General features: G+C 43.6%; 22 protein-coding genes. 21 read left to right on the plus strand and 1 reads right to left on the minus strand.

Going from position 1 to position 26308, the window contains the following annotated elements; all coding sequences use genetic code 11:
* The first annotated feature begins 16 nt into the window (after positions 1-16).
* From NST85_RS01385 to NST85_RS01400, 4 genes are all read left to right on the plus strand, one after another.
* Entirely contained in the window at positions 17-1333 is a 1317-nt protein-coding gene (locus NST85_RS01385; protein WP_341188332.1) for a BaiN/RdsA family NAD(P)/FAD-dependent oxidoreductase, read from the plus strand.
* A gap of 309 nt (positions 1334-1642) precedes the next feature.
* Positions 1643-2545 (plus strand): M15 family metallopeptidase, encoded by a 903-nt coding sequence (locus tag NST85_RS01390; RefSeq protein ID WP_341188333.1) that lies wholly within the window; start codon positions 1643-1645, stop codon positions 2543-2545.
* A gap of 107 nt (positions 2546-2652) precedes the next feature.
* Positions 2653-3507: a copper amine oxidase N-terminal domain-containing protein gene (locus NST85_RS01395; protein ID WP_341188334.1), complete on the plus strand. Its 855-nt coding sequence runs from the start codon at positions 2653-2655 to the stop codon at positions 3505-3507.
* A gap of 152 nt (positions 3508-3659) precedes the next feature.
* Entirely contained in the window at positions 3660-4448 is a 789-nt protein-coding gene (locus NST85_RS01400) for a sensor domain-containing protein (RefSeq protein WP_341188335.1), read from the plus strand.
* A 93-nt stretch (positions 4449-4541) separates the two neighbouring features.
* Here the strand turns inward: NST85_RS01400 and NST85_RS01405 are convergent.
* Positions 4542-5902, minus strand: a protein-coding gene (locus tag NST85_RS01405) for an IS1182 family transposase (protein WP_341188322.1) whose coding sequence is annotated in 2 segments (ribosomal slippage) — positions 4542-5332 and positions 5332-5902 — 1362 coding nt in all. Because the reading frame shifts where the segments join, the coding sequence is not laid out codon by codon here.
* A gap of 209 nt (positions 5903-6111) precedes the next feature.
* Here NST85_RS01405 and NST85_RS01410 point away from each other — a divergent pair.
* From NST85_RS01410 to NST85_RS01490, 17 genes are all read left to right on the plus strand, one after another.
* Positions 6112-7164, plus strand: a complete 1053-nt coding sequence (locus NST85_RS01410; RefSeq protein WP_341188336.1) for a stalk domain-containing protein — start codon at positions 6112-6114, stop codon at positions 7162-7164.
* 217 nt (positions 7165-7381) lie between these two features.
* Complete coding sequence (locus NST85_RS01415) at positions 7382-8272, plus strand: DMT family transporter (RefSeq protein WP_341188337.1); 891 nt, start codon at positions 7382-7384, stop codon at positions 8270-8272.
* Between the two features lie 231 nt (positions 8273-8503).
* Positions 8504-9223 (plus strand): ABC transporter ATP-binding protein, encoded by a 720-nt coding sequence (locus tag NST85_RS01420; protein WP_341188338.1) that lies wholly within the window; start codon positions 8504-8506, stop codon positions 9221-9223.
* A complete protein-coding gene (locus tag NST85_RS01425) occupies positions 9220-9954 on the plus strand; it encodes an ABC transporter permease (RefSeq protein WP_341188339.1) in 735 nt (244 codons plus the stop codon). The genes NST85_RS01420 and NST85_RS01425 overlap by 4 nt, the downstream gene beginning before the upstream one ends.
* A gap of 9 nt (positions 9955-9963) precedes the next feature.
* Positions 9964-10707, plus strand: coding sequence for a MerR family transcriptional regulator (locus NST85_RS01430; RefSeq protein WP_341188340.1), 744 nt, complete (start codon positions 9964-9966; stop codon positions 10705-10707).
* Between the two features lie 388 nt (positions 10708-11095).
* Positions 11096-14470 (plus strand): cadherin-like beta sandwich domain-containing protein, encoded by a 3375-nt coding sequence (locus tag NST85_RS01435; RefSeq protein ID WP_341188341.1) that lies wholly within the window; start codon positions 11096-11098, stop codon positions 14468-14470.
* A gap of 318 nt (positions 14471-14788) precedes the next feature.
* Positions 14789-16480, plus strand: coding sequence for an extracellular solute-binding protein (locus tag NST85_RS01440; RefSeq protein ID WP_341188342.1), 1692 nt, complete (start codon positions 14789-14791; stop codon positions 16478-16480).
* An 84-nt stretch (positions 16481-16564) separates the two neighbouring features.
* The gene (locus NST85_RS01445; protein ID WP_341188343.1) at positions 16565-17527 is read left to right on the plus strand and encodes an ABC transporter permease; all 963 of its coding nucleotides are present in this window, start codon (positions 16565-16567) and stop codon (positions 17525-17527) included.
* A gap of 17 nt (positions 17528-17544) precedes the next feature.
* The gene (locus tag NST85_RS01450) at positions 17545-18465 is read left to right on the plus strand and encodes a carbohydrate ABC transporter permease (protein ID WP_341188344.1); all 921 of its coding nucleotides are present in this window, start codon (positions 17545-17547) and stop codon (positions 18463-18465) included.
* Positions 18466-18596: 131 nt separating this feature from the next.
* Positions 18597-20351, plus strand: coding sequence for a sensor histidine kinase (locus NST85_RS01455; protein WP_341188345.1), 1755 nt, complete (start codon positions 18597-18599; stop codon positions 20349-20351).
* On the plus strand, positions 20344-21084 hold the full coding sequence (locus NST85_RS01460) for a response regulator transcription factor (protein ID WP_170220295.1): 741 nt from the start codon (positions 20344-20346) through the stop codon (positions 21082-21084). Before NST85_RS01455 ends, NST85_RS01460 begins: the two co-directional genes overlap by 8 nt.
* On the plus strand, positions 21081-22721 hold the full coding sequence (locus NST85_RS01465) for an extracellular solute-binding protein (RefSeq protein WP_127194780.1): 1641 nt from the start codon (positions 21081-21083) through the stop codon (positions 22719-22721). Before NST85_RS01460 ends, NST85_RS01465 begins: the two co-directional genes overlap by 4 nt.
* Positions 22722-23017: 296 nt before the next feature.
* Positions 23018-23632, plus strand: a complete 615-nt coding sequence (locus NST85_RS01470) for a TetR/AcrR family transcriptional regulator (protein ID WP_127194781.1) — start codon at positions 23018-23020, stop codon at positions 23630-23632.
* Positions 23633-23655: 23 nt separating this feature from the next.
* On the plus strand, positions 23656-24558 hold the full coding sequence (locus NST85_RS01475; protein WP_127194782.1) for an alpha/beta fold hydrolase: 903 nt from the start codon (positions 23656-23658) through the stop codon (positions 24556-24558).
* Between the two features lie 207 nt (positions 24559-24765).
* Positions 24766-25209, plus strand: a complete 444-nt coding sequence (locus NST85_RS01480; protein ID WP_127194783.1) for a LytTR family DNA-binding domain-containing protein — start codon at positions 24766-24768, stop codon at positions 25207-25209.
* On the plus strand, positions 25206-25616 hold the full coding sequence (locus tag NST85_RS01485) for a hypothetical protein (RefSeq protein WP_127194784.1): 411 nt from the start codon (positions 25206-25208) through the stop codon (positions 25614-25616). Before NST85_RS01480 ends, NST85_RS01485 begins: the two co-directional genes overlap by 4 nt.
* A 342-nt stretch (positions 25617-25958) precedes the next feature.
* Entirely contained in the window at positions 25959-26300 is a 342-nt protein-coding gene (locus NST85_RS01490; RefSeq protein WP_127194785.1) for a nitrous oxide-stimulated promoter family protein, read from the plus strand.
* The last annotated feature ends 8 nt before the right edge of the window (positions 26301-26308 follow it).

Consider the following 26308-nt stretch of genomic DNA (forward strand, 5'->3'; position numbering starts at 1 on the left):
GGATGCATCGATCAACATGTATGAGGATCAGACTTCTAAGCACCACGAGCTATTAATTATCGGTGCAGGCGCTGCAGGTATAATGGCTGCCGTTACTGCACGGGACCAAGGTATTGATACCGCAATTATTGAAAGCAATGACCGGATTGGGAAGAAGATATTAACGACGGGCAATGGGCGTTGCAACATTACGAACGAATCCACTGCTACGGGTACGGATGAAGCGGTTGCTTTATCGCACAAGTATCACAGCAATCAGGCTGGATTTCCACTGCATGTGCTGCAGCAATTTGGTGTCCGCCAAACTATCGATTTTTTCTCTTCGCTCGGGCTTCCTCTTATAAGCTTGGAGGATGGTCGGATGTATCCGATGTCGTTGCAAGCTGCTTCTGTTCCGGGTGTTTTTCGGCTTGCGCTGGAGGATCGGAATGTTCCGATATATTTCAAGAATAAAGTGTTGGATGTTACCGTTTCGACGGAACATCCGCGCTTCACGGTTATATGCCAGACGGAGCTCGATGAGCAAGTCGTTTATACCAGCGAATACCTATTTCTATGTGCGGGTGGTCTTACCGCTCCGAAAACGGGAACGGATGGATCCGGTTATACGCTTGTCCAACGTCTAGGACACACTCTGATCGATCCTGTGCCGGGCATTGTGCAATTGAAGCTAGAATATCCGCATTTGAAGGAACTATCCGGCATCAAATTCGAGGGACATGCTCATATTATCGTAAACAGTGAAGTCATCCGCAGCGAATATGGCGAAATTCTTTTTACGGACTATGGTATTTCTGGCCCGCCAATACTCCAGTTAAGCAGGAAGGCTGCGTATAATCTCGGTAGAGGAGAATCTGTGACATTATCGGTTGAATTGATGCCGGGCCGCACGGAGGACGAGATAGTTGAGTTTCTGGAAACGCACTGGGGGATCTTCGGACACAGGACTGTTGCGGATTCCCTTATCGGAATCATAAACAAGAAGCTGATTCCTGTCCTGCTGAAAGAGGCAGGAATTGATCAACAGCTTCACCTGCTTTGTCAGGATCTATCGTGGAAAACCAAGAAAATATTTTATCGAATCATGAAGCGTTGGGAGTTTAAAGTGACCGATACCAATAGCTTCACGAATGCGCAAACAACAGCCGGTGGTATCGATACGACTGAGCTAATCGAAGGAACGTTGGAATCTAAGTTAGTACCTGGGCTCTATTTGGCAGGTGAGGTGATGGATGTGGATGGAGATTGCGGCGGCTATAACCTGCAATGGGCCTGGAGCTCCGGCTATGCCGCCGCGATGGCGCTTGCTAATCGACGTGCCGGCACCACGTAAGGGGATAGATGGTTGCTGACTCTTGTCACGTTGCGATGGAATACTTGCATGCCCTCCATATGGAGCATATAGAAAGACACCCGAGAGGGTGTTTTTCTTATGTTCACCACCATTCTAGGTGGGATTGTGATGTAACCATATCATTTTACCTTAAATAGTAGTAGAAACATTCAGCCACTAGTAGTTGAATGATATAATAGGAGAAGTTTATTTTATGTCGAGCTTAAGCTGTTTATTTTCCAGTTAGGTTGCGGTACTGATATGAGTATCGTCCAAGGCATTGAGTAGTTAGAAAGAGGGATGCAACTAGTGAAACGTACTATTTTTATGTTTGTAGCTCTAATGTTTATGCTAATGACTGCTTGTTCGTCAGCTACAAGTCCAAATTCAATAGATGAGGCTAATTCGGACTGGAAGACTAATGAAGTGACAATAGATCAAGCAACGCCAACAGATGCAACAGACGCAACAGACATAATAGATGTAACAGAATCAACAAGCTCAACAGAGCCTACAGAGCCAACAGACTCAACAGACTCAAGTCTCTCCAATAAGCATACTTCTGAGCAGCCAATTACAGAAGAACTTGAGAAAAAGGGACATTTACCGCAAGGGTTTGTTTATTTGGATGAATATATTCCGTCTGCGCAGCAAGTTATGGGTTATAGTGGTGAGATAAATTTTGTGGGTATGCCGATTGACGGCTATCTGGCTCCATTTGCGATCGCTACAGAAGAAGCGGCTCTTGCCCTGCAGGCGATTAGTGATGAACTGGAGCAACAGGAACTTGTTTTAGTTTTCTATGATGCATATCGTCCTCAGAAAGCGGTTAATCATTTCATCCGTTGGTCGCTTGATGAAGAAGACTTATTGATGAAAGAAAGCTTTTACCCCCGTGAGGAGAAAAGCACCTTGTTTAAAAAAGGATACTTGTCCAAACGGTCTGGACATTCCCGGGGAAGCACCGTGGACGTGACACTCGCTCATGCGGATACAGGGGAAGAGCTAGATATGGGAAGTCCGGTCGATATGCTGGATGTCATTTCTAACTTTAATACCAAACAAATTACTCAAGAACAAGCTGCAAACAGACAGATTCTTAAGCAGCTTATGACCAAGCACAATTTTAAGTCGTATAGTAAGGAATGGTGGCATTATACGTTAAAGGACGAGCCATATCCTAATGAGTATTTTGATTTTGATGTCGAGTAGCTAGCGCCTACGGGCAGAAATGGGCAACAAATTTTATCCAGTCACGTCTAAATATGTAGGTGAGTGAGTTTATGTTCGCTCAATTTACTCAAAAAAGGAGCTAGCTTATGAAAAAAGTATTATTAGGGACTTTTCTTGCATTCTGTCTATTAATATTGTCGTCAACTACTTATGCAGCAGGAGCAGGGATTCAACTTAAAGTTGATGGTGTGGCTATTACATCCGAGGTTAAGCCTGAGAGTAAGAACAATCGTATAATGGTTCCTTTACGTGTGGTTAGCGAGAATTTGGGAGCTAGCGTCAAATGGTCCAATTCCGAGGTTATTCTTACTAAAGGCGATCTGAAGGTGACATTAAAACTAAACAGTGCTGTAGCGGAGAAAAACGGTGAAAAGATACAACTTGATGTGAAACCGTACTTAAAGAATAATCGCCTGTTTGTTCCACTTCGTTTTGTTACGGAGGCGCTTGATTGTAATGTCAATTATAGCAACGATGTAGTAACTGTCGAAACCGAACCATTGGTCATAGATGGTGTACAAGTACAAGCATTGCAACAGGAATTTCATATGACTATGGGGGGCATCATCTCGCAATTTTCCGGAAATGCATATAACGAGGCAATATATAATATTTTTATGAAAAACAAAGGTGAAAAGGTCGAAGCTCCAGCAAACTACTCTTGGACTCCCACCATTGACACACTTGGATCATACTATAAAAATGCACAATATGATTTTCTAGATCAAAAAGGGGATAGCTTAGTTCGTTTTGATATATATTCTTTAATTGGTTCTTTTCCATCTGAACTTTTATCAGGATACCCGGAGATTTTGGTTCATGACGTACTTAAAGATGAGTGGTATTTGTTTAGTGATACTGCATTAAAGTCTATCAATAAGTTAATGGATACCGCTGTAAATAATGGTTTTCAGACGGTAATAAGTAATACAATTGTATAAATTTTGCTTCAATGTTCATTTGAACAGGACCAGTACTAGTCTAAAGTCTAGTGTTTAGATACCCCCTAAGACGGTTATGTCAGGTAAATAAGGCGGTTATAATGGATTTATAACTCGGAGCGTGACTTATGAATCTAAAGGAGTGTTTGAATATGAAGGCAATAGAAACGACTGCAAAGGAGCCGACAGGAAAGGTGAGTTGGGTGCCTTTTAATCCAAAAACCTATGTTACGATTCTCTATTTATTGTTATCTCTCCCATTAGGGATTATCTATTTTACAGTAGCGATAACGGGAATTGCACTATCCATTGGTTTAACTCCAATATTTATCGGAATACCGTTGTTTTTTGGAGTAGCTAAGCTGCTCCATGGGATTGTGAATTTTGAACAAAACATGATTAGACAAATATTGGGTTTACCGACATCTCCTGTTTCGTATACAAACAATCAACAGTCTGAAGCTGGTCGAAACTGGTTGATGCGAATGGTGAGAGGTTTTGATGGTGGGCTATTCATTCGAAATCTGCTGCTCATATTTCAAAGATTTGTAACAGGCATTGTATTCTTTGTTATTATGGTAACGGTGATTTCACTAGGACTTGGATTTATTGCTCTTCCAGCCGTGCATATCATTTTGATGAATGAGTTGAAGCTTGATATTTTAGAAAATACCTTGTTTAGTTATTTTCATATAGATTGGACCTATAATCAGCAATATATGTTGTACGTAGGCGTTGGACTTGTACTTTTTTGGATCGCGCTTCGCGTAGTGAATGGGCTCATGCAAATTCAGCGCAGAATCATGTATGTGGATGAACCATATCAGCAGCCGTCAGTGCCAGTGGAAGCTCCAATACATGCATCGGTTCAGTCGCAATATTATGAGTACCAAGAGGATCAGTCCACTCAAGGGATGATGCCGGCCTACAGAGAGCTTTAGAAGCTCTCTCAGCTTGTCGAGAAACCCAGTCATTTTCATGACATCGGGTTTCTCTTTTTATTTTGGCAGATATAAAATCGGGAAACTAGGGGTTTAAACCCGGTACTCCAGGCGATCCAGGTGGATCGCCATCTTCTTCATATTCTGTACGGCTGCCGTCATCAGTGCTTGTTCTCTGACGTTTGGTAGCCCTCGCAAACGGCAATAGCGAAACCCATGGAGCTCTTTAGCATCCGCGAAGCTTCGCTCTATCGTTTCTTTTCGTTTACGGTATAACTGTTTGCCGGACTTGCTGAGCCGGTTATTCCGTACCCAGTCCTTGCTGTCTTCCCAAACATGTCGGGTTACCACCTTCCGGTGGTTTCGGGATTGCGTACATTGGTCCAGCAAGGGACAGTTCTTGCAATGCTCTGGATCGGACGCGTACTGCCGATAACCCTTGCGATCTGTGGTTCGGTAACCCAATTCATGGCTTGCAGGGCAGACGTAAATATTTCGCTCTGCATCAAACGTGAATTTCCATTTCGGAAACAAACCTTGCTTCGGATGAAATCTTCGGTGAGCAATTACCGCGAAAATATTTCTGCTTTGTAAACCTCGACAAATTGGCGTAGTTAAATAACCTGAATCTAATGCAACAGCTTCGACCTCAAATTTAAAACGTTCTCGCTGACGGTCCAAACGCGACAAATAGGGAACAGAATCATGGACATTTCCCGGTGTGACATGCACGTCCGTAATAAAATTGTACTTTGTATCCACCGTGCGGTGGTCCAGATAAAAGAAGCCCTCTGGTTTGCCATCCCGAATCATATATCCGCTGTCCGGATCCGTCTTGCTTACTTTAATTTCTTTGTCCTCAGTCACTTCCTCTCTAGGTTTTAGGGCTTTTTTCCGTGCTCTTTCCGGTCTTCTGCAACGGCGGCGTTTAGCTCGTCCACGTAATCTTTGGTATTTTGCAGCACTTGCTGTTTTGTGTACTGGTGTTTATTCGCATTTGCTTTCACGTGGGTAGAGTCACTCACCAGAACACGTCCGCCAACCATCCGGTGGGAAATGCCCTGCAAGACAATCTCATCGAAAATATCCTGAAAAATGTTCGTACCTTTAAACCGAGTTCGCCGATTCCAGCTAATAGTTGTATGGTCGGGCACTTTATCTGTTAATCCGAGGCCTAGAAACCATCGGTAAGCTAAATTGGTCTGAATTTCACGTTCTAATTGGCGTTCGGAACGAATGCCATAAAAGTATCCGAGAAATATCATCTTAAACAAAACAACAGGGTCAATCGCGGGTCGTCCATTATCCGCACAGTACAAGGGCCGAACTTTTTCATTGATAAAGGAAAAGTCGATATGTTTATCTACTTTGCGCAGCAAATGATCTTGCGGGACCAAATCTTCTATGGAAACAAACTCGTAGACTTGTTGTTTTTCTCGGTTGGAACGTAGCATACAGAACACCATCCGTTCTATAATAGTTACCTATATTATACAACATTAACGCGGTGTCGTCTTAAATAATTAATTCATAAAGAAGGCTGTCGAGACTTTCTCGACAGCCTGAGAGAGCTTTAGAAGCTCTCTTTTTTTATGATCATAGGAAGGAAACCATGCAATGATGTAGAATATTTGGGGGAATTCCTAAAATTAGGGGGTCGGATATGAAGAGAATCATCGCAGTTTTATTTCTTGTAATCATGAATTTGACGTTGCATCAGCCGGTACACGCTGACTCCAATCAATATCGGATCATGCTGGATGGCAAATATTTGAATACGGAATTGACGCCGATCAATAATAACGGAAGTATCTATGTTCCGATGCGCTTAATCTTCGAGTCGCTGCACGCCGAAGTGACTTATGTTCCCGAAGAAGGAAAGGTCATCGGCAAAAAAGGTGACATTATGATCGAGCTTCAGCTCGGCAAAACGACGGCTTATAAAAATAGTCAACCGCTTCTTTTGTCCGGACCTCCAATGATGGTAAACAACAGCGTCTATGTACCGATCCGTTTTGTCAGCGAATCCCTAGGGGCATCGGTATTTTGGAAATCAGACATCCATGTCGTGGTGATCGAAACACCGCAATTGACGGCCATTACCGAGCTTCCTGTGCTCAATGATCGCGGCAACCCAGCTGTTCTAGAGCACAGTGGAAATATGAAATTGAAGTGGTCGTTTCAAGATGAAAGTCCATATCAAAGGTACAGAGGGTATAAGGGACTGACGGATACTCTGATTTTTTCAAATTTCGATACGATCAAAGTGATGGACCGTGATGGAAATTTTCAGAATGAATGGCCGTTCAAGCATAAGGACATCCCGGCGAAGATCAATGCGATTATCAATAAGGGGTTAAAGGAATCGGGATCGGAATCGACACAATCGTTTCATGTCACCAAAGATAATAAAACTTTGGAAAAAGTAGACTCGAAAACCGGAAAAGCGTTGTGGACTTATCGTTTACCGGTCTCTGAGGAAAAGATGGGATATAGTTTCCTTGATTTCACCGTGTATCTGGATCCATACGGAACTGTCTACATATCAACCCAAGGCGGTACACTGCATGCTCTGGATTCCGCTGACGGAAGCTTGAAATTCAAGCTGGTATTCAACCACCGCATTTTTTCTTCGACGGAAGTGCTCCCGCTGTCCGCAACCGAGGTAGTGGCGCTGAATGACAATGCCATTATGTTTTTTGAAATTAAAGAGTAATACAGGGGGGTTCATGGATATTAAATCCTCCTTGAATGAGGTGCATGAATAGAGCATAGAGGTTATAATAAAGATAAAGAAGAACCGATGCTTACCAACCGTCAGTACAATAGACCGCGTATCTTACGACCCTTCCTTACGATGGGGGTCTATTTTTTTTGGTTTAGGGGGATTATGGACAAGCCGTAGAGTCGGTATGATTGAAAGGTGATTTTAGATGCTTAAGGCTTATAGTTGGCTCACTTTTTGTGTAGTCGTATGGGGTAGTAATTTTGTATTTGGAAAAATCTTAGTTCAGGACTTCTCCCCGGGTCTGTTAACATCGCTAAGACTTTTATTTATTGTGTTATTTTTAGCTGGAATAATGGCTTACAAGAAGCATTTCAAGCGAGTAAATAAATCGGAGTTTCTATGGATTTTATTACTAGGTGTTATTGGTGTATTTATAAATCAATGGTCCTTTTTCAAGGGGTTACAAACAGCTGATCCAACAACATCTGCGATCATTTTAGCAATGACTCCTATTTTGGCGGGCTTGTTAGCAGCTCTATTCTTGAAGGAAAAACTCACGATTCGTATGTTGATGGGGTCGGTTCTTGCGATCATAGGTATTTATTTTGTCGTTGTAAAAGGTGGCGGATCATCCTCTTTACATTTTGACAAAGGACTTATATGGATTGTTGTAACGATGGTAACATTCGCAATTATGATTATTATAACGAGGGTACTCTCGCAAAGAATAGATCCGCTCACTATAACTTTATACTCGAATCTAGTGGGCTTTATCGTATCGGTCCCGTTTGCCTTTTCGCTCGATACACCTCTACGAATGAGTTCGGATATTACGGATTGGGCTCTGCTAATCGGGACTGCCGTTGTTGTACATGGCGTAGCCACACTTATTTGGAATAACAATATTCGACATGTTGATGCATCAAAAGCATCGGTATTATCTAATTTAGAGCCTTTTGTAGCTATGATTATGGGATTAATATTACTATCCAAACCAATTACAGGTGTAGAAATACTAGGGTCTTTATTCATTCTAGCTGGGGTGATGCTTTCTACGTATCAACGGAGAATGCGAACTAAGCGAACGATGGGCTGATTCTTTAGTAAATTTTTGTTGGGAATAATGCTAGTTATGGAGTGATTTATTCGGTAAAGATACGGGCTCCCTTTGCTCTACGCTGTAAATCCACAACCACACAAGGTTGTGGATTTTTGTATCTCCAGGATTTTATCTATCATAGCAAATGTTTCAAACCCTCCATTAAGCCACCACCCCATGGATCTTTTGTTATAGTTACGTCCTAAGATTTATTTAGGAGGTTAGAAGATGGTATTAAAGGTTGGAAATTTGTCCGTTACATATGGTCAGAAAAAAGCAGTCGATCGCATTAGTTTTGGGGTAAAGCCTGGGCAAGTATTTGGATTGCTAGGTGCAAATGGGGCGGGGAAATCCTCAACCATTGCTGCAGTGCTTGGTATTGAAAAGAGCACGCATGATGAGCTTGGCATCGTTGGTAAATCACCAATACGCCATCGGAAGGAGATATTTGAACAAGTAGGGGTGCAGTTTCAGGAAACCAATTTTCAAGATAAACTAACCGTTTCTGAGGCATGTGAACAGTGGAGATCACTCTACAAAAAGACGGCTGACGTGCCTGCTTTACTACAAACCTTTGGGCTTGCTGATAAGGCAAAGCAACTGGTTAAATCACTTTCGGGTGGGGAGCGTCAGCGACTGGCCGTACTGCTTGCCCTAATTCCTGAACCGAAGCTTGTGTTTCTAGATGAACTGACAACAGGGCTTGATACCAAGGCCCGTCGTATGCTGTGGAAGGAGCTTTTAACAATGAAAGAAAACGGTTTGGCGATTGTTTTGACATCACATTATATGGATGAGGTTGAAGCGTTATGTGATGAGATATTAATTCTACGTGAAGGTCAAACCGCCTTTCATGGAACTATTCAGGAAGTGTTAGTCGCTAGTGGGCGAACAACGCTTGAAGATGCATATTTACATTTTGCTGGTGAGGAGGAATACTGGGGATGAGTACTATGTTTGCACTTTTAAAAATAGAAGGTAAATTGGTGTGGAAAGGTATTGATATTTTAATTTTCGGTATATGCTTTCCAATCATTTTGGCGGCTCTGTTTGGTTACGTGCTTAGTAAAGACGCATCGGCAGGTTCATCTAACTTTGAATTATCCTACGCAGCTGTTATAACTATTGGTGTACTTGCAACGGGTGTAATGGGACTACCACTAACCATTGCTGATTATCGACACCGCGGTATTCTGAAAAGATTCCAAGTGACGCCGGTATCCCCGTTACAGATTTTATTTGCTCAAGGTATAATTCAGCTTTCCTCCGCTCTTGTTTCATTTATTGGCGTTACTCTCGTATATTATTTATTTTTTGATTATCAAATAGCAGGTTCCTGGTTGATGTTTTTGAGCGTATATGCCTTTGTTATTCTAGCCATGTACAGTATTGGCACTTTTATTGGCAGTATCGTACCGGATCAAAAGGCAGCGAATATGTGGAGTTCTATCGCCTACTTTACGATGTTATTGTTCTCAGGTGCGACGATTCCATATGAAGTGATGCCGCGCTTTTTTCAATGGATCATGGATATATTACCTTTGTCGCATGGGATTCATTTATTGAAGTTGGTAAGTACAGGTGGAGAAACGGCGGGTATGACGGTGCCGATTTTGATATTAGGCAGTGTTACTGTGATCAGCTTGTTTGGGGCATTCAAATTTTTTAAGTGGAAGTAGGGGGTGTGGATGTACAAAACCAAAGAAATCGCAGCAATTGTTGGGGTACATCCCAACACCGTACGAATTTATGAAGAATGGAGATATATCTCATCTGTTCCGAGAAGTGAAAATGGCTACCGCATGTATTCCGACATGCATCTATTTCAACTAAAAATAGCTAGAGTCGCTTTTCGTTGTGAAATTGTTCAAGGACTCATTCGGGCAAAAGCTAGAGCCATTATTGAAGCTAGCGGCAAAGAGCATTTCACTCAAGCACTAGAATATGCGCAAAGCTATCTATCCCATCTACAACAAGAATATAACCGAGCGCTAGAAGCTATTGAACTCTCGGAGCAGTGGATGAGTGGAATAAAATCTACATCTACGGGGACCTATACACGAAAAGAGGTAGCTCAGATTCTAGATCTTTCACCTGAAGTCGTTCGAAATTGGGAGCGAAATGGATTAATAACAGTTCCTAGACTTTCAAACGGATCCCGGGCATATACAGAAAATGAAATAAAACGCTTGAAAATTATTCGTACTCTAAGAACGGCACATTATTCAATGAGTGCAATCCTTCGGTTGATGAATCAAACAGAGAACATGAGCGGGACTAATCTTAATATTAAGCAAGTGCTCGACACTCCTGAAGATCATGAAGACATTATTTCAGTGACAGATCGATTAATCTATTCATTGGAACAAGCCATTGAGTCTGCAAAGGAGCTTATATTGTTACTAAGGGAAACGCTGCAATTAGAGAAGTAACATTTCAGCTCATAGCCTAACATTTTTGGCGAATTGTGAATTTACATAACTATGGTTCAAGTGTTGTGTTTTAAGTGTGCGGTTTGCGATGTGGATTCCGAACTGAGAAAGCAGTTGTCGCAGAGATTCCTCTGTGATGGCTGCTTTTTTCTGTTGTTGCCTAGGGCTGAAGCAAGTGGTGCTTCATTTCCTCTATTTTTTTACATAAAATACTATTTTGTAATATGACAAAACTGATGACAACACTCACTATTTGACTGTCCTTTTTTGTAATATAGTAGTCTGAATGGGCAGGCAGCCGAAATAGTCGGCTAATTTAGAAGTTGATCGTGAAACGTTGACGGTTTCCGTCATCGAATGATTCTCTAAGCGAAAGGGCGGAAGAACGTTGACAAGAATAAGTAGAAAATTAACGATTATGGCTTTGATTATACTTTTTACAACAGGCATAATTCCGGGGAAGTTCGGCGCAGGCGTTGGCGGCATATCAGCTGTTGCAGCGGCAACAAACATAACCAGTCAGGACGGGATCGGATATAGCGGCCCTATTGCAGCGAATGAAGTGGTGGGGACCGCTTTTACGGGATACCAGGCTTGGCCCAGCGGATTTTCAAAGGGATCCAGTGCCTTTGTCGGCGGTGTCTATGATGGCACGAGTATATGGATGATACCTTACAATGCCAACGAAATACTCAAGGTTAATCCGTCCACCGGGGAAATGACGGGATATAGCAATTGGCCCGCCGGCTTCACTAAGGGGAGCAATGCATTTGCTGGAGGCGTTTATGACGGAACTAACATATGGCTAATTCCATATAGTGCAGATCAGATCATCAAAGTTAACGCAACTACAGGTGTAATGACGGGGTATAGCAGTTGGCCAGGTGGATCGAAAGGGAGCGATCAATTTATCGGAGGCGCTTTTGACGGAACTAACATATGGCTTGCTCCCTATTCCGGCAGTCGCTTAATTAAGGTTGATGCAATGACAGGAGGAATGACCAGTTACAACAGTTGGCCAAGCGGAACAGTCCTTGGTAGTTATCCATTTATAGGTTCTATTTTCGATGGCACGAGTATATGGCTGATTCCGAGTAGTGCCGATCGTCTAATCAAGGTTGATCCGTCAACTGGGGAAATGACTGGTTACACCAATTGGCCAAGCGGTTTCACCAAAAGCGCTGATGCATTTTGGGGAGGCGTCTTCGATGGAACAAATATATGGCTGATCCCGAATAATGCCACTCATGTGGTTAAAATTAATACGACTACCGGAGTCATGACTGGATACAATGGTTGGCCCAGCGGATTTACAAAAGGGAGCACCAGCTTTGCAGGCGGCGTGTATGATGGCACGAATATATGGCTGGTGCCACAGTCGGCTAACATGCTAATTAAGGTCAATGCCGTGACTGGAGCGATGACGGGATTCGACAATTGGCCTAGCGGTTTTACGAAAGGTAGCAGTGCGTTCATGGGCGGCGTTTATGATGGGAAAAATGTGTGGATGATTCCGTTTATGGCCGACCGTCTTATGAAATTCGGGGATAGCTCCGACTTGAGCGGACTGACGCTGAGCGCGGGTACATTATCGCCAGCATTCAGCGCATCGACAACGAGTTACACGGCAAACGTAGGCAATGAAGTGACGAGTATCGGCGTCACGCCATCGACGGTGGATGCCTTGGCTACGGTGACCGTGAACGGTTTAGCCGCCACAAACGGGCAAGCCCAAGTGACGGCGCTGAACGTTGGGGACAACACGGTAACGATCGTGGTTACGTCAATTAACGGCAATACGAAAACTTACACCGTCACGTTGACGCGGGCGGCGTCAACGAACGCCGACTTGAGCGGACTGACGCTGAGCGCGGGTACATTATCGCCAGCATTCAGCGCGGCGACAACGAGCTACGCGGCAAACGTCGGCAATGAAGTGACGAGCGTCGACGTCACGCCGACCGCGGCGGACGCCGACGCTACGATGACGGTGAATGGTTCGGCCGCTGCGAGTGGGCAAGCTCAAGCAATGGCGCTGAACGTTGGGGACAACCGGGTGACGGTTCAGGTCACCGCAAAGGACGGAACCGCGAATAAGAGCTACGCCGTCACGGTAACGCGAGCGACCTATGGTAGTGCCGACTTGACTGGACTGACGCTGAGCGCGGGTACATTATCGCCAGCATTCAGCATGGCGACAACGAGCTATGCGGCAAACGTCGGCAATGAAGTGACGAGCGTCGACGTCACGCCGACGGCGGCGGACGCTGAAGCCACGATGACGGTGAATGGTTCGGCCATCGCGAGCGGGCAAGCTCAAGCAATGGCGCTGAACGTTGGGGACAACACGGTGATGGTTCAGGTCACCGCGAAAGACGGCATTACGAAGAAAAGCTACACCGTCACAGTAACGAGAATGCGGGCGAACAACACCGGTAACGGAGATAACGGTGTTGACAGCAACAGCAGCGGGACGCAAGGAATAATCGAATCGAATACGGGCGACACGGACACGTATACGGGAATCTTGATCAACGGTAAAGTAGTGAACATTGGAATAATAACAACTTCACGTAGGAATGAGCAAACGGTAACTACTATAACCGCCGATCCGAACAAGCTCGTTGAGATGTTGAAACTAGGTGGTGAACACTCCGTTGTGACAATCCCATTCAACAACGATTCCGATGTTGTGATAGCTGAATTAAATGGTTTTATGATTAAGTTGATGGAAGAAAATCATTTCGATCTGGAAATCAAATCGGACAAAGCCAGCTACAGGATTCCGGCTCAGCAAATTAATATCGATGCTATTTCGCGACAAGTTGGAACGTCGGTGGCGCTTAAAGACATTACAGTTCAGGTGGAAATAGCCTTACCCACTGCGGAGAACGTCAAGTTCGTCGAAGATGCGGCACGAAATTCGAACATAAACCTTATCGTTCCGCCGCTTGATTTTACCGTGAGCGCCATCTATGGCAATCAACAAGTGGAAGTAGCGGAGTTTAACGCCTTCATCGAACGTTCGATTGTTATACCGGATAACATCGATCCGAACCGAATTACAACAGGCGTAGTTATCGATACGAATGGAACGATTCATCAGGTACCTACGAAGGTTGTTCAACAAGATGGCAAATATTTCGTAATTATCAATAGCTTATCGAACAGTACTTATTCGGTAATATGGAGCAGTGTAGAATTTAGCGATGTCACCCATCATTGGGGCAAGCAAGCGATTAACGATATGGGCTCGCGGTTGATCGTGCAAGGTACGGGAGAAGGTATCTTCAGCCCTGACAAACCGATTACTCGTGCCGAATTTGCGGCAATTGTTGTACGCGGCCTGGGATTAAAGCCGGAAAGCGACGTTACAGGCTTTGTGGATGTGAAAGCTTCGGATTGGTATAGCGACGCAGTTTGGACTGCGAAACAGTATCAATTAATCAGCGGATTTGATGACGGTAGCTTCCGACCGATGGAGATGATTACACGCGAGCAAGCAATGATGATAATTTCTAAGGCGATGACGCTTACCGGATTAAAGGATCGGCTTCCGGTTCAAGACGCAATCGTAACACTTCGACCATTCGCGGATGAAGGACAGGTAGCTTCGTGGGCACAAAGCGACGTAGCAGCCTGCATCCTGGCAGGGATCATTACAGGTAGAAGCGATGGTACCATTGCGGCGAAGGTAAGCGTCACAAGAGCGGAAGTAACTATCATGCTGCAACAATTGTTGAAGAAGTCTGATCTGATTTAAAGGGAGAATTAACACGTAGTCGTGGCATTGTCTTCGGACCGGGGGAAGGACTCCCCTCGCAGCCACCGTAAATACCCCGACCTCTTGAGGTCGGGGTATTCTTTAGTCGAATGATAACTATCTTTGCCATACTTTGTAAAACTCTACATAGTCTTAGTTAAGTCCTCCATGCGCCGTTCGGCGCTCTTTTTCTGTTCGTACGTGAAACAGGCAAATGTATTAGATTTGACCCGTACTTTCATTAGTATTGTTGGGTACTGCTAATAAATCCCTCATTTTATAATGAAAAGGAAGTAAAAAACAAGGGGAGGCATTTCTTTGAGTAAATTTAAAGCGTTTACATCATTACTTCTGACAGCAGTAATGTCCGTTACGTTGCTTAGCGCGTGTGCAAGCAATAACGGGAATGAACCCGCTAAATCAAACGAGAGCAGCAACACAAGCACCAATGTTACGGAGACAAATGCTGTAAAAACTAATGAAGAGCCGATTACTCTCACCTACTTTCTGAATGCGCCGGGAGATAACGTTCCTGAGCATTTCAAAATTGCCGATCTTATTACTGAGAAAACAGGGGTTACCGTTAAATATGAAAGGCTCGTCGGAGAAATAGAACAAAAGCTAGGCGTCATGATCGCAGGTGGAGAATATCCGGACATGATCTACCCGGGCGACAAGGCTCATATGCTGATCGATGCAGGAGCTTTGCTTCCGCTGGAGGATCTCATCGAAGAGCATGCTCCAAATTTGAAAAAATTGTACGCGAATTACTGGGAACGCATGAAAGCTACCGATGGCCATATTTACTCGCTTCCGAATTCCGTACCAACAGGGCAGCCGAACAGAGCGATCAGCCCTGCGTTCTGGATTCAGAAGGAAGTACTGAAGGATGCGGGATATCCGAAAATCACTACGTTCGACCAATATGTTGACGTGTTGAAAAATTATGCGCAGAAGTATCCGCAAATCGACGGCCAGGATACGATTCCGTTCGAAATTCTCACTTATGATTGGCGCTTGTTTACACTGACGACGGCGATGCAGTTCTTGGCCGGCGGGCCTAACGATTCACGAGCGATGGTAAATCCGGAAACGGGCGAATTGACGTTCTATCAGACGGATGAGAAAATCTCCAAGCGCTACTATGAGAAGCTGAACGAAATGTGGAACGAAGGATTGATCGATAAAGAAGCTTTCGTCATGAACTACGATCAATACTTGGCTAAATTGTCTAGCGGACGAGTGCTCGGTATGCATGATCAAACCTGGCAGTTCCAAGATGCGACCGCAGCTTTGAAACAACAAGATAAGCTGGATCGGATGTTTGCTCCTCTTCAATTGACGTTCGATGAGAGCATTAAAGCCGATTATATGGATGTTCCGTCGATTAACTACGGTAACGGCTGGAGCATGTCAGTTGACAACAAGGACCCCGTTCGCACAATCAAATTCATTGATACTTTGGCTTCGGATGAGATGCAAATTCTGAGAAGCTGGGGTGTTAAGGACGAAGATTATAAGGTTGATGAGAACGGTCGATTTATTCGTACTCCAGAGCAGCGCAAATGGTTTGAATCGAACGAGAATGCCTTAGGCTGGGACGGCAAAATCATGTGGTTCTTCCCTAATGCGTCAGGTACGCTTCCAGATGGCAACAATTACTGGCCTGGTGAGCAACCGGAAGAGATCGTCGCAAACTACACGGAAACAGATAAGAAAATTCTCGAGGCATACGGCGTGAAGACTTATCCCGAGCTGTTTAACCCTGGGAATACGAAACGCAAATATTTCCCGATCTGGAGCATTGAGCTGACGGAAGATTTGAAAATATTTGATCAGAAGCTGAACGATTTGAACAAGAAATATCCGCCTCAAATGGTAGTCGCGAAATCGAAAGAACAATTTAACGAGTATTGGGACGAATACGTCACTTCTGTTAATAAGCTTGACATAAAAGGATGGATGGATTATCACAGCGCTGAAGTGAAAAAACGCCAAGAAAACTGGTAAGTTAAATTTCACTAGATGGAGGCCAGGTAGTTTGGCTTGGCCTTCTTCTCTTCTACGAAGAGATCAAGCAATTGGAGGAGTATCATGGAGCTGAAAATAGAAAGCGCAAGCATGAAACATAAACCAAATCAATCTCAATTTGTAGCGGACCTTAATAGATTAAGAAGACAGAAGCTGCTGCTTCTCATGTCCATTCCATTTGTCATCTATGTCATCGTTTTTAGCTATTTGCCTTTATGGGGATGGCTGATGGCTTTTCAAAAATATAAGCTTGGCTCCAATATTATGAATAATGAATGGGTAGGTCTGAAATATTTTCGCGAGCTGTTCCAGGATGACATGTTCATGCACGTATTAAGAAATACGCTTGCGATGAGCATTATTAACCTCGTGTTCGGTTTTGTAAGCTCGATTATGCTTGCTCTAATGTTAAACGAAGTACGCAAGGTTTTCTTTAAGCGGATAGTACAGACGGTTAGTTATTTGCCCCACTTCATTTCATGGGTGGTCGCGGCTAATTTGATTATGACGATCTTCTCTCTTGACGGAGTCGTCAACACCGTCCTGCTAAAGCTTCATCTTATTTCGGAGCCGATCCTATTGATGTCGGAACCAAAGGCCTTCTGGTGGATGATCGGCTTAACCAACGTCTGGAAAGAAGTCGGTTGGAATGCCATTATCTATTTAGCGGCGATGGCTATGATCAATCCGTCGCTGTACGAAGCGGCAGAAATGGACGGGGCAGGGCGGTTCCGCAAAATGTGGAGCATTACGCTGCCAAGTATGCTTCCTCTGATCGTTATTCTATTGATTATGAACATCGGTCGCATTCTCGATGCCGGATTCGAGCAACAGTATTTATTAATGAACACGATGGTCGTCGATTATGCCCAGACGATAGATATTTTCGTATTGAAATATGGTATTAATTTGTCACGGTATTCGTTTGCTACAGCGGCGGGTATCTTCAAATCCGTCATCAGCATCATTCTATTAGTTATGGCTAATCAGTTCGCCAAACGGATGGGACAATCCAGACTTTATTAGTAACAGGAGGTGGAGATATGAAGTCGGTTATGCTTAACAGGAGAATGGGAAGATCGCGCTTCTCGGTATTCGATACCCTTAATATTACAGCTTTGCTGGCACTGATGGTTGTGACTCTCTATCCTTTCGTTAACATGGCGGCAGTATCTCTTAATCAAGCTGTCGACACGACGCTAGGTAGCAATTTTATTTGGCCGCGGAAATTTACGTTATATAACTACAAAGTCATATTGAAGGATTCAATCATCTATCACGCTTTTATGATTTCGGTGCTTCGTACCGTCGTCGGTACATTCACGAGCGTATTCTGTACGGCAATGCTTGCTTATACACTCAGTCGCAAAGAATACATCCTCCGCAGCCCGATTTCCATGATCTTCGTCTTTACGATGTATTTCAGCGGAGGCCTCATTCCGGTATTTATGCTGATTAAAAGTTTAGGTCTCACAAACTCGTTCTGGGTGTATATTATTCCGGGCTTAGTGAGCGCATTTAACCTGATCATCATGCGATCTTTCATCGATGGGTTGCCCGAAGATTTGGTGGAATCGGCGAAGATTGACGGAGCGAACGATTTCACGATATTCATAAGGGTCGTATTGCCGCTATGTATGCCGGCAATCGCGACGGTATCTTTGTTCGTGGCCGTCGGCCAATGGAATAGCTGGATCGACACATTCCTATACAACTCGGCGAACAGTAATTTGTCTACGCTGCAGTATGAGCTGTTAAAGAAAATACAATCCGCTAACTTAAGCATCGGAGGTTCTGCGACTTCGGCATTTCTCAATCAACAGAATGCGCAGGCGAATATGGTGACCCCGGTTTCCATGCGGGCGGCGATTACGATGTTGGCCACGGTTCCGATTCTTCTGGTATATCCGTTCCTTCAGAAGTATTTTATTAAGGGAATGACACTTGGCGGGGTGAAAGAATAACAAATATAAGTTATGAAATGGACAGCCTGATCATAGGTTGTCTATTTACATCTCTATTAAATCCCAATACAATAATTGGAAACGCATACAATCGGCATGTATGCCAGCAGGAGGCAAAATTGATTAGGAGAATGTTAAAACATTGGAACGACATTCGTTTGCGAAATAAGCTGCTGATCTTATACGTTGTTGCTATATTTGTTCCGATGATCATAACGAACCTTATCTTCTATAACATTACGGCGGATAATGTTCGTACGCAGAAAATTACGGATCTATCGCATGCCTTGGACAAAAGCAAAGATACCTATCGTAAAGCGATCGAATCGGTCGTCGAGATTTCTTCTGTATTGTATACGGATAGTGAATTAAGCGCTGCACTCGACAACAATTATTCGACAACGAATGAAATGCTTATCGCCTACGATTCCATATTGAACAGTTCTATTAATCAGTTCGTCTCGATTCGCAAGCAGTTTTACAATGCCTACCTCTATTCCAATAACGAAACGCTAATCAGCTCAGGGGTACTTAGATTCATCGATAAGCAAACGGAGAATGAGGAATGGTATCATCTTGTTCGCAATCAATCGGTTATCGGCGAGCTTCATCTGCATACGAACAAAGACATCAAGCGCCCGGATCAGCCTTATCTAAGTATTATTCGCAAGCTCGATTATTTTCGGAAGAGCGGTTCCTATACGAAAATTCTTAAAATTGATATTATGCCGGAATTCGTTAAGGAAACGCTGGATGACGACTCCTCTAACGGCGATCTGTATCTGATTAACGATAACGGGGACATCCTATATTCCTCCCGCAACAAGGCGATGGATTTACAGGAAGAAATGAAGAGCGATAAGAACCTGGTTCTCACCAGTACCTTCGATAATATAAGCTACTTGCAAGGTTGGAAGATGATCGTCATTTACCCGAAGGATCAGATCGTTAGCGCGTTGCATCATTCGAGGCTTCTTTTCATTTATTTAATGCTAGCCAATCTCTTGCTCCCTAGCTTGATCATTATCGTGCTGTCCAGCTCGCTCAATTCGCGGATTGTCGTGTTATGGAAACAAATGAAGCAAGTAAAGAACCAGCATTATGACCTCGTAAAAGTGGATCAAGCCAACGATGAAATCGGGCAACTTACCGAGGAGTTTTACCGACTGACGAATCAAATCAGCCTGTTGATCCGAGATGTGTACGAGGCGGAATTGGGGCGCAAGCAAGCACAGTTAAATGCGCTTCAGAGTCAGATTAATCCGCACTTCTTGTTCAATACGCTTGAGACAATCCGCATGAACAGCATGGTGAAGAATGAGCATGATACGGCTCTTGTGATTAGTCGGTTGGCAAGAAGTTTCAGAAGATCGATTACGTGGGGTAACGACTTTGTGCCGATTAGCGAGGAAATGGAAATTATTATAGACTTTCTTGAAATTCAGAAATTCCGTTTCGAGCATCGTTTGCTCTATGAGTTTCATATCGAAGATGCGATTAAAGATATATCTATTCCGAAGATGAGTATTCTCCCTATCGTAGAGAACGCCTGTATTCACGGGATCGAACGATTAGCGGGTGTGGGAATGGTTCGAATTACGGGACATCTAGAAAATGGCATGGTGAAAATCGAGATTTCGGACAACGGAATCGGGATATCGGATGAAAAGCTGGAGGACATCGTAGAAGCCATGAAGGGCGACGTGTTTAATCAAGGGAACCACATTGGAATCAGGAATGTTTATAATCGCCTTAAGCTCTACTATAGTGACGGCTTCGACCTCACCTATCGGTCAGAGCCTGGTAGAGGAACCTTGGTTACGATGCTTATTCCAGCTATAACTAATGTGGAAAGTAAAACAGAATGGAGGGATACTAGTGTATAAAACCCTTCTTGTGGAAGACGAGCCCAAGATGCGCGAAGGACTAAAGCAAATCATCTCGTGGCAAAGCTATGGTTTTCTCCTTTGTGGGGAAGCGGAGAACGGACGGGAAGGTGTAACTCTTATCGAGCAGGTAAAGCCGGATTTGGTGATTACCGATGTGCGAATGCCGTTGCTTAGCGGGCTCGATCTCATGATGGAGGTTTCGGGACGGATCGATTGCCAGTTTATCATTATCTCGGGATACAGCGAATTAGATTATGTCTTGAGCGCACTTAAGTACGGCGCCGTGGATTATTTACTAAAGCCGCTTAATGTGGAACAACTCATCGTCGCTTTGATCCGAGCCAAAGATCGACTGGACCGGGAAGCCCTGCTCCCCAAAGCGCTTCCTCCCGAACTGTCAGTTAACGGCGCAGTCGGGGACGTAATTGCCTATATCAAAGAAAAATACCAATACAGTATTACGATTAAAGAAATCGCAAGCAAACTTTACATGCATCCCGTATATTTGGGTCAATTATTCAAGAAAACGACGGGTCAATATTTCAATGATTACGTTCATCAGATTCGACTGGATGAAGCGCAGCGCCTGCTGAATACAACTGAGAAAAAAGTATATGTCATCGCGCTTGAGGTCGGCTATAAAGACAACGATTATTTTGTCCAACAATTCAAGAAGCGAACGGGAGTGACCCCTTCCCAATACCGGATGAACACAAGAGGGATGACTTGAAGCGGCGTACCGTATTTAGAAGTCGCTGGCTGATATGGCTTCTGTGCCTGCCTCTCTGCATGGTTAGCTCCTGTTCGGAAATGGGTTCGAAAGCGGACTCCGGCAAGAAAGATCCGATTACCTTTACGTATTTTGTAAATTCACCCGGGGACATCGTTCCTGAGCATTCGATTGTCGGGGATTACATTGCCGAGCAAACGGGAGTTTCGGTGCAATATGAACGAGTTGTTGGAGAGATCGATCAGAAACTCGGAGTGATGATTGGCAGTAAGAATTACCCGGATCTGATCTACGGAGGAGACAGAACGTTCCGGTTATTGGAGGCAGGCGCGCTCATTCCGTTGGAAGATTTAATCAAGGAGCATGCTCCCCATTTGTTCAAGCTGTATGAACCGTATTGGGAGCGCATGAAAGCTGCCGATGGACATATCTATGCTATTCCTTTGTCGGCACCGACGGGCAAGCGCAGTAAATGGATTAATGCTGCGTTCTGGGTGCAGAAGAAGGTGCTTAAGGAAGCAGGATACCCGGTCATTCGTACCTTCGATCAATATGTAGAGCTGCTTAAGGATTATTACCGCATGCACCCTTACTACGAAGGGGAGCGGACGATTCCTTTTGAAATCCTCACCTACGACATTCGAAACTTTACTTTAACGACGCCGATGCAATTTCTAGCAGGTGGGCCTAACGATTCTTATGCCATGATCGATCCAAATTCGAATCAGGCTCATTTCTATCAATTGGACGAGAACATTACCAAACGGTATTACGATAAATTAAATGATATGTATAGGGAAGGGCTGATAGATCGGGAAGCTTTCATCATGAATTACGAGCAATATTTGGAGAAGCTGTCGAGCGGCAGAGTGCTCGGCATGTTCGATCAATCCTGGCAAATTCAAGAGGCCGGGCTAGCTCTGAAGGAGCGAGGAAAATTTGAAGATTTATACGCGCCGCTTCCGTTAACCTTCGATGAGGATATCGAAGAAGAATATATGGACCATACGATAATGAACTATGGCTTCGGATTCAGCATTTCCGTGAATTGCAAGGATCCGGTACGTGCGATTGAAATGGCTGACTTTATGACGCGCGATGAAATTCAAACATTGAGATTCTGGGGATTTAAAGACGAAAATTACAGCGTAACGGCACAAGGGCGGTTTTACCGTACATCCGAGCAACGCGAATGGTTAAAGAATAAAGATAATCGTGTTCGTCTGAGCGGAGATATCCTATACTTCTGGCCTGGATCAATAGGGACGATGCCCGATGGAAATAGTTACGATCCTATGCAGCAGTCCGAAGAAATAGAAGCGGAGTATTCCGAGATAGATCGTGAATTATTGAAGGCGTACGGAGTGCAAACCTATGAAGACTTATTTAAACCGCCGAACGATAAGCGCAAATATTTTCCCGCTTGGAGCATCGAGTTGTCTGACAGCGCCAAAGAATTTGATCAAAAGCTGAAAGCTATTAATAAGAGAATTCCACCGCAAATGGTTGTCGCGGACACGAAAGATGAGTTCCACAAGTATTGGGAGGAATACGTATCCGAAGTCAGCAACCTTGATGTTGAAGGCTGGTTAAATGAGCTGGAAACTAAGATTGCTGAACGGGAAAGCAAGTGGTAGCCTTGATGCTCGCCTCTATAGCTGTATACTCCTGTGCAAGCATATTCTCCAAATCTGAGCATCCTTGGTGGGTATTGTGAATGGAAACCTAGTAAGGAGCTTGATGTGGTGTTCAAATAGATCAATCCTTACCAGATATATTTGTTGATAGACACCTCAGGGGTGTCTTTTTTTGCGTTTCATGGTACGAAAAGGCGACACATGGCTACAACATCCATTCCATCTATTGACAATCTAACGATTGTTAGATAAAGTCTATCTAACAACTGTTAGATAGACTGGAAGGAGCGTTGACGATGCAGGTGAATCCAACGAAACTGATGATCCAGCAAACGGCGCTGGAGCTATTTGCAGTACATGGATACAATGCTGTATCCATTCGTGATATCGGGAAAATCATCGGGATCAAGGAAAGTACGATTTATTATCATTTTGAAAGCAAACAGGATATTTTGAATCATCTGTTAGGACTGATAGAAGAGTTAATCACCACTATGAAAGCTGCCTTCAACAACCAATTTTCACAGATTGATAGTGTGGGGGAAACGGAATTTGTCGGCGCTGCAGTACATTTTTTGAACCGATATTTTTTAGAAGACCATGTATTGAAATGTATCCGCATGCTATTCATTGAGAAGCAATCGAATCCCAAGGCTGCGGAATTATACCGTAATTTGATATTTACCATGCCGTTAGAGCATCAGTCCCAAGTATTCACACAGATGGTTGTTAAGGGGTTCTTTCGCGAGGATGATGCAGATCAGTTGGCTATGGAGTATCATTCCCTGGTGTATTCAATCTTTCAGAAGCATTGCGGGGGATGTGAAGTGCAGCCCAGTGATATCGACAGCGCTAATCGAGAGCTTGCCGTGCTAATACAACGTTTTTATCGCAGATATATCGTGACATAATCCAGGAGCGGAGGTACGGATTTATGAAGATATACAGAAGCAAAAAAGCGGAGGAACACCTTCTTATCACCTATGATCAATTGCTGGGTATGTGGGGGGTTAATTACGAGGAGTGTGATATCCAAACGCGTTATGGGAGTACCCACGTCATTCTATGCGGAGAATCTGAGAAGCCTATTCTAGTGTTATTTCACGGTGTAGGAGACGACAGTGCCATGATGTGGGTCTATAACGCGAAGTACTTAGCGGAGCATTTTCGTATTATCGCTATTGATACTATGGGTGGTCCTGGTAAAAGCCGGCCAAATTCCGAATATGGCAAGGGCTTTGATCGTGCGATCTGGATCGACGAAGTGCTTGATGGTCTGGCGGTTGATGATGTCAGTATGGCGGGTACATCCAATGGAGCATATCTCATCCAATATTACGCTGTGGCGCGTCCTGAGCGGGTAAAGCGAATCGTATGTCTCGCTGGAAGCGTGCCAGCAAGTGGTGGCAATGTGATGAAAGTGATGTTTAGAATTTTTCTGCCCGAAGCGTTGTTCCCCACAAAACGGAATATTGAAAGGCTCGTTCATAAGTTGTTAGGTGCGAATTCGGATGCTTTTCTCAAAAATGATAACCTCATGGAGCATTTCAAATGGCTCCTCAAAGGGTTCAATAATATGGCGATGTCTTACCATAAGTTTATTCCTCTGAGCGACCATCAAATTGCTAGCTTACGTGATAAGTCGTTGTATCTGATTGGGGAAGAGGATCCTTTTGCTCAAATGGGCGGTAAAGAGGCACTGATCCGGTATGGTATGAACGTGCGTTTCTTTGAACAAGTCGGGCACGGCATTAATCATGAGATTGCGAATGAAATCAACACCATGATGATTGAATATCTTGGAGACGGAAACCATACACCCCTCGCCTCCATATAGAGCAACCAAATGACACCTGAGAGGGTGTCTTTTTTATTTAGAGAACATTGCTGTTACTAGGCATATAGCGTGTACTATGCTGCACTTCTTACTTACAATTCGGCGTCCAATGTAACAAACTTACAAGATAATGCAAGAAAACGTATTATAGTAGTTTTAACTCTAATTGGCCTGTAATATGAGTTGTGAGAGGGAGGGGGAAACAAATTGAAGGTTATTTTTGAAGCTGATGCAGGGATAGATCGAAGTGTTACTAAAGTCATAACCAATCCTGCTGAACAAGAAAATTGGATACATATTGAAGAAGCACTAAACACCACTGAAAAAAAGCTTATAGTCATCAACGCCAAAAATAATCGTAACGTGCAAATCTTGTTAAGTTCTATTGCAGTTATAGAATCGGAAGATCGAATGTGTAGTGTGCGTGTTATTACTGGGGAAATGTTTCTTCTTAATAAACGATTGAAGTTTGTCGAAGAAAGCTTGGATTCACATTTTTTGAAAATCAATAATCAAACCATCGTTAATACAAGTTACATAAAGGAGTTCTCATCAACAGATAATGCACGAATCAAAGTGATATTAAATGACAATTCCAGTTACTTTGTTAGTCGCTTTTACATTAAAAATTTCAGGGGGAAATTATCATGATAAACCAATTAAAACATTCATTCTTTCAAGTATTTACGGTGACATTATTGTGGGTAGTCTTGCTTATAACTGTCTTTTTTAAGGATCAATCGATCAGTATCGGATATATGTGGAATGTTGTAGGTATCGCACTGATTTCAGCCGGAATATTTGGGGTTATCTATAATGCCCTATGGAATTACCTCACTTTAAAACCGATTTGGAATATTGTTATCTCCTCAACTTTGAATACTTTAGGCGGAATCCTCGCTGTTTGGTTGTTTTCAAAAGAGATGTTTCATTTCATAGCACCTTGGTTTCCGGGAATGTTGTTGTTATCCGTTGTATTGCATACCATTGCCTTTTATTTTTACGCTAGAATAGATAGCAAGAAGAAGGCTGAAGAGTTGAACAAGATTTTGAAGTAGAGGTTTCCAATTCTAAAGATCGTGATGATTTACAGAACAACAGAGCCATGACCTCTTGAAAAGGAGGCTGGCTCTTTTCGTTTTTTGAATCAGCCTGATTTTCCATTGCTAGTCCTACAGCAATTTGGTATCGTCAAACTATCGACTTTTTTAACATGCTAGGGCTTCCGTCGACAGGTTTGGAGGATGGTCGGATGTATTCGATGTCGCTGTAGGCTGGATCAGTGTTGGGAATTTTCCGGCTTTAATGATTCGTTATGAATGATTCGACTCCCACGAAGATGTCTAGTTTGGCAGGATGCTTAATAATTAGATGAGATCAAGTCACAAGGGGGCTCATATATGACAACAAAGGTAAAGTGGAAGTTAAATGATGGTCCTAAAATTCAAAAAGAACAAGATATTGTTACCAAAATGATTCGTATATATTGTAAGAAGCAACATCGTCATGAAGGACTTTGCGAGGAATGTCAGGATTTAAATGAGTATGCTCTGAAGAGGCTAGCCTATTGTAAGTTCGGTGAAGAGAAAACAGCTTGTGCAAAATGCCCTGTCCATTGTTATAAACCGGATTATCGTCAAAGAATTAAAGGAGTCATGCGTTTTTCTGGTCCGTGGATGCTACTATATCATCCCATTGAGTCGATTCGGCATATTCCACTACCAGCTAAGTTGAGAAAATAAGTGAAAAA

The sequence above is a fragment of the Paenibacillus sp. FSL K6-2524 genome (assembly GCF_038005525.1).
Taxonomy (GTDB): domain Bacteria; phylum Bacillota; class Bacilli; order Paenibacillales; family Paenibacillaceae; genus Fontibacillus; species Fontibacillus anaericanus.

Bases quoted from the DNA above. Each gene is read 5' to 3' on its own strand.
- NST85_RS01385 (WP_341188332.1), top strand. From the start codon at position 17: ATGTATGAGGATCAGACTTCTAAGCACCACGAGCTATTAATTATCGGT.
- NST85_RS01395 (WP_341188334.1), top strand. From the start codon at position 2,653: ATGAAAAAAGTATTATTAGGGACTTTTCTTGCATTCTGTCTATTAATA.
- NST85_RS01400 (WP_341188335.1), top strand. From the start codon at position 3,660: ATGAAGGCAATAGAAACGACTGCAAAGGAGCCGACAGGAAAGGTGAGT.
- NST85_RS01410 (WP_341188336.1), top strand. From the start codon at position 6,112: ATGAAGAGAATCATCGCAGTTTTATTTCTTGTAATCATGAATTTGACG.
- NST85_RS01415 (WP_341188337.1), top strand. From the start codon at position 7,382: ATGCTTAAGGCTTATAGTTGGCTCACTTTTTGTGTAGTCGTATGGGGT.
- NST85_RS01420 (WP_341188338.1), top strand. From the start codon at position 8,504: ATGGTATTAAAGGTTGGAAATTTGTCCGTTACATATGGTCAGAAAAAA.
- NST85_RS01425 (WP_341188339.1), top strand. From the start codon at position 9,220: ATGAGTACTATGTTTGCACTTTTAAAAATAGAAGGTAAATTGGTGTGG.
- NST85_RS01430 (WP_341188340.1), top strand. From the start codon at position 9,964: ATGTACAAAACCAAAGAAATCGCAGCAATTGTTGGGGTACATCCCAAC.
- NST85_RS01445 (WP_341188343.1), top strand. From the start codon at position 16,565: ATGGAGCTGAAAATAGAAAGCGCAAGCATGAAACATAAACCAAATCAA.
- NST85_RS01450 (WP_341188344.1), top strand. From the start codon at position 17,545: ATGAAGTCGGTTATGCTTAACAGGAGAATGGGAAGATCGCGCTTCTCG.
- NST85_RS01455 (WP_341188345.1), top strand. From the start codon at position 18,597: ATGTTAAAACATTGGAACGACATTCGTTTGCGAAATAAGCTGCTGATC.
- NST85_RS01470 (WP_127194781.1), top strand. From the start codon at position 23,018: ATGCAGGTGAATCCAACGAAACTGATGATCCAGCAAACGGCGCTGGAG.
- NST85_RS01475 (WP_127194782.1), top strand. From the start codon at position 23,656: ATGAAGATATACAGAAGCAAAAAAGCGGAGGAACACCTTCTTATCACC.
- NST85_RS01485 (WP_127194784.1), top strand. From the start codon at position 25,206: ATGATAAACCAATTAAAACATTCATTCTTTCAAGTATTTACGGTGACA.
- NST85_RS01490 (WP_127194785.1), top strand. From the start codon at position 25,959: ATGACAACAAAGGTAAAGTGGAAGTTAAATGATGGTCCTAAAATTCAA.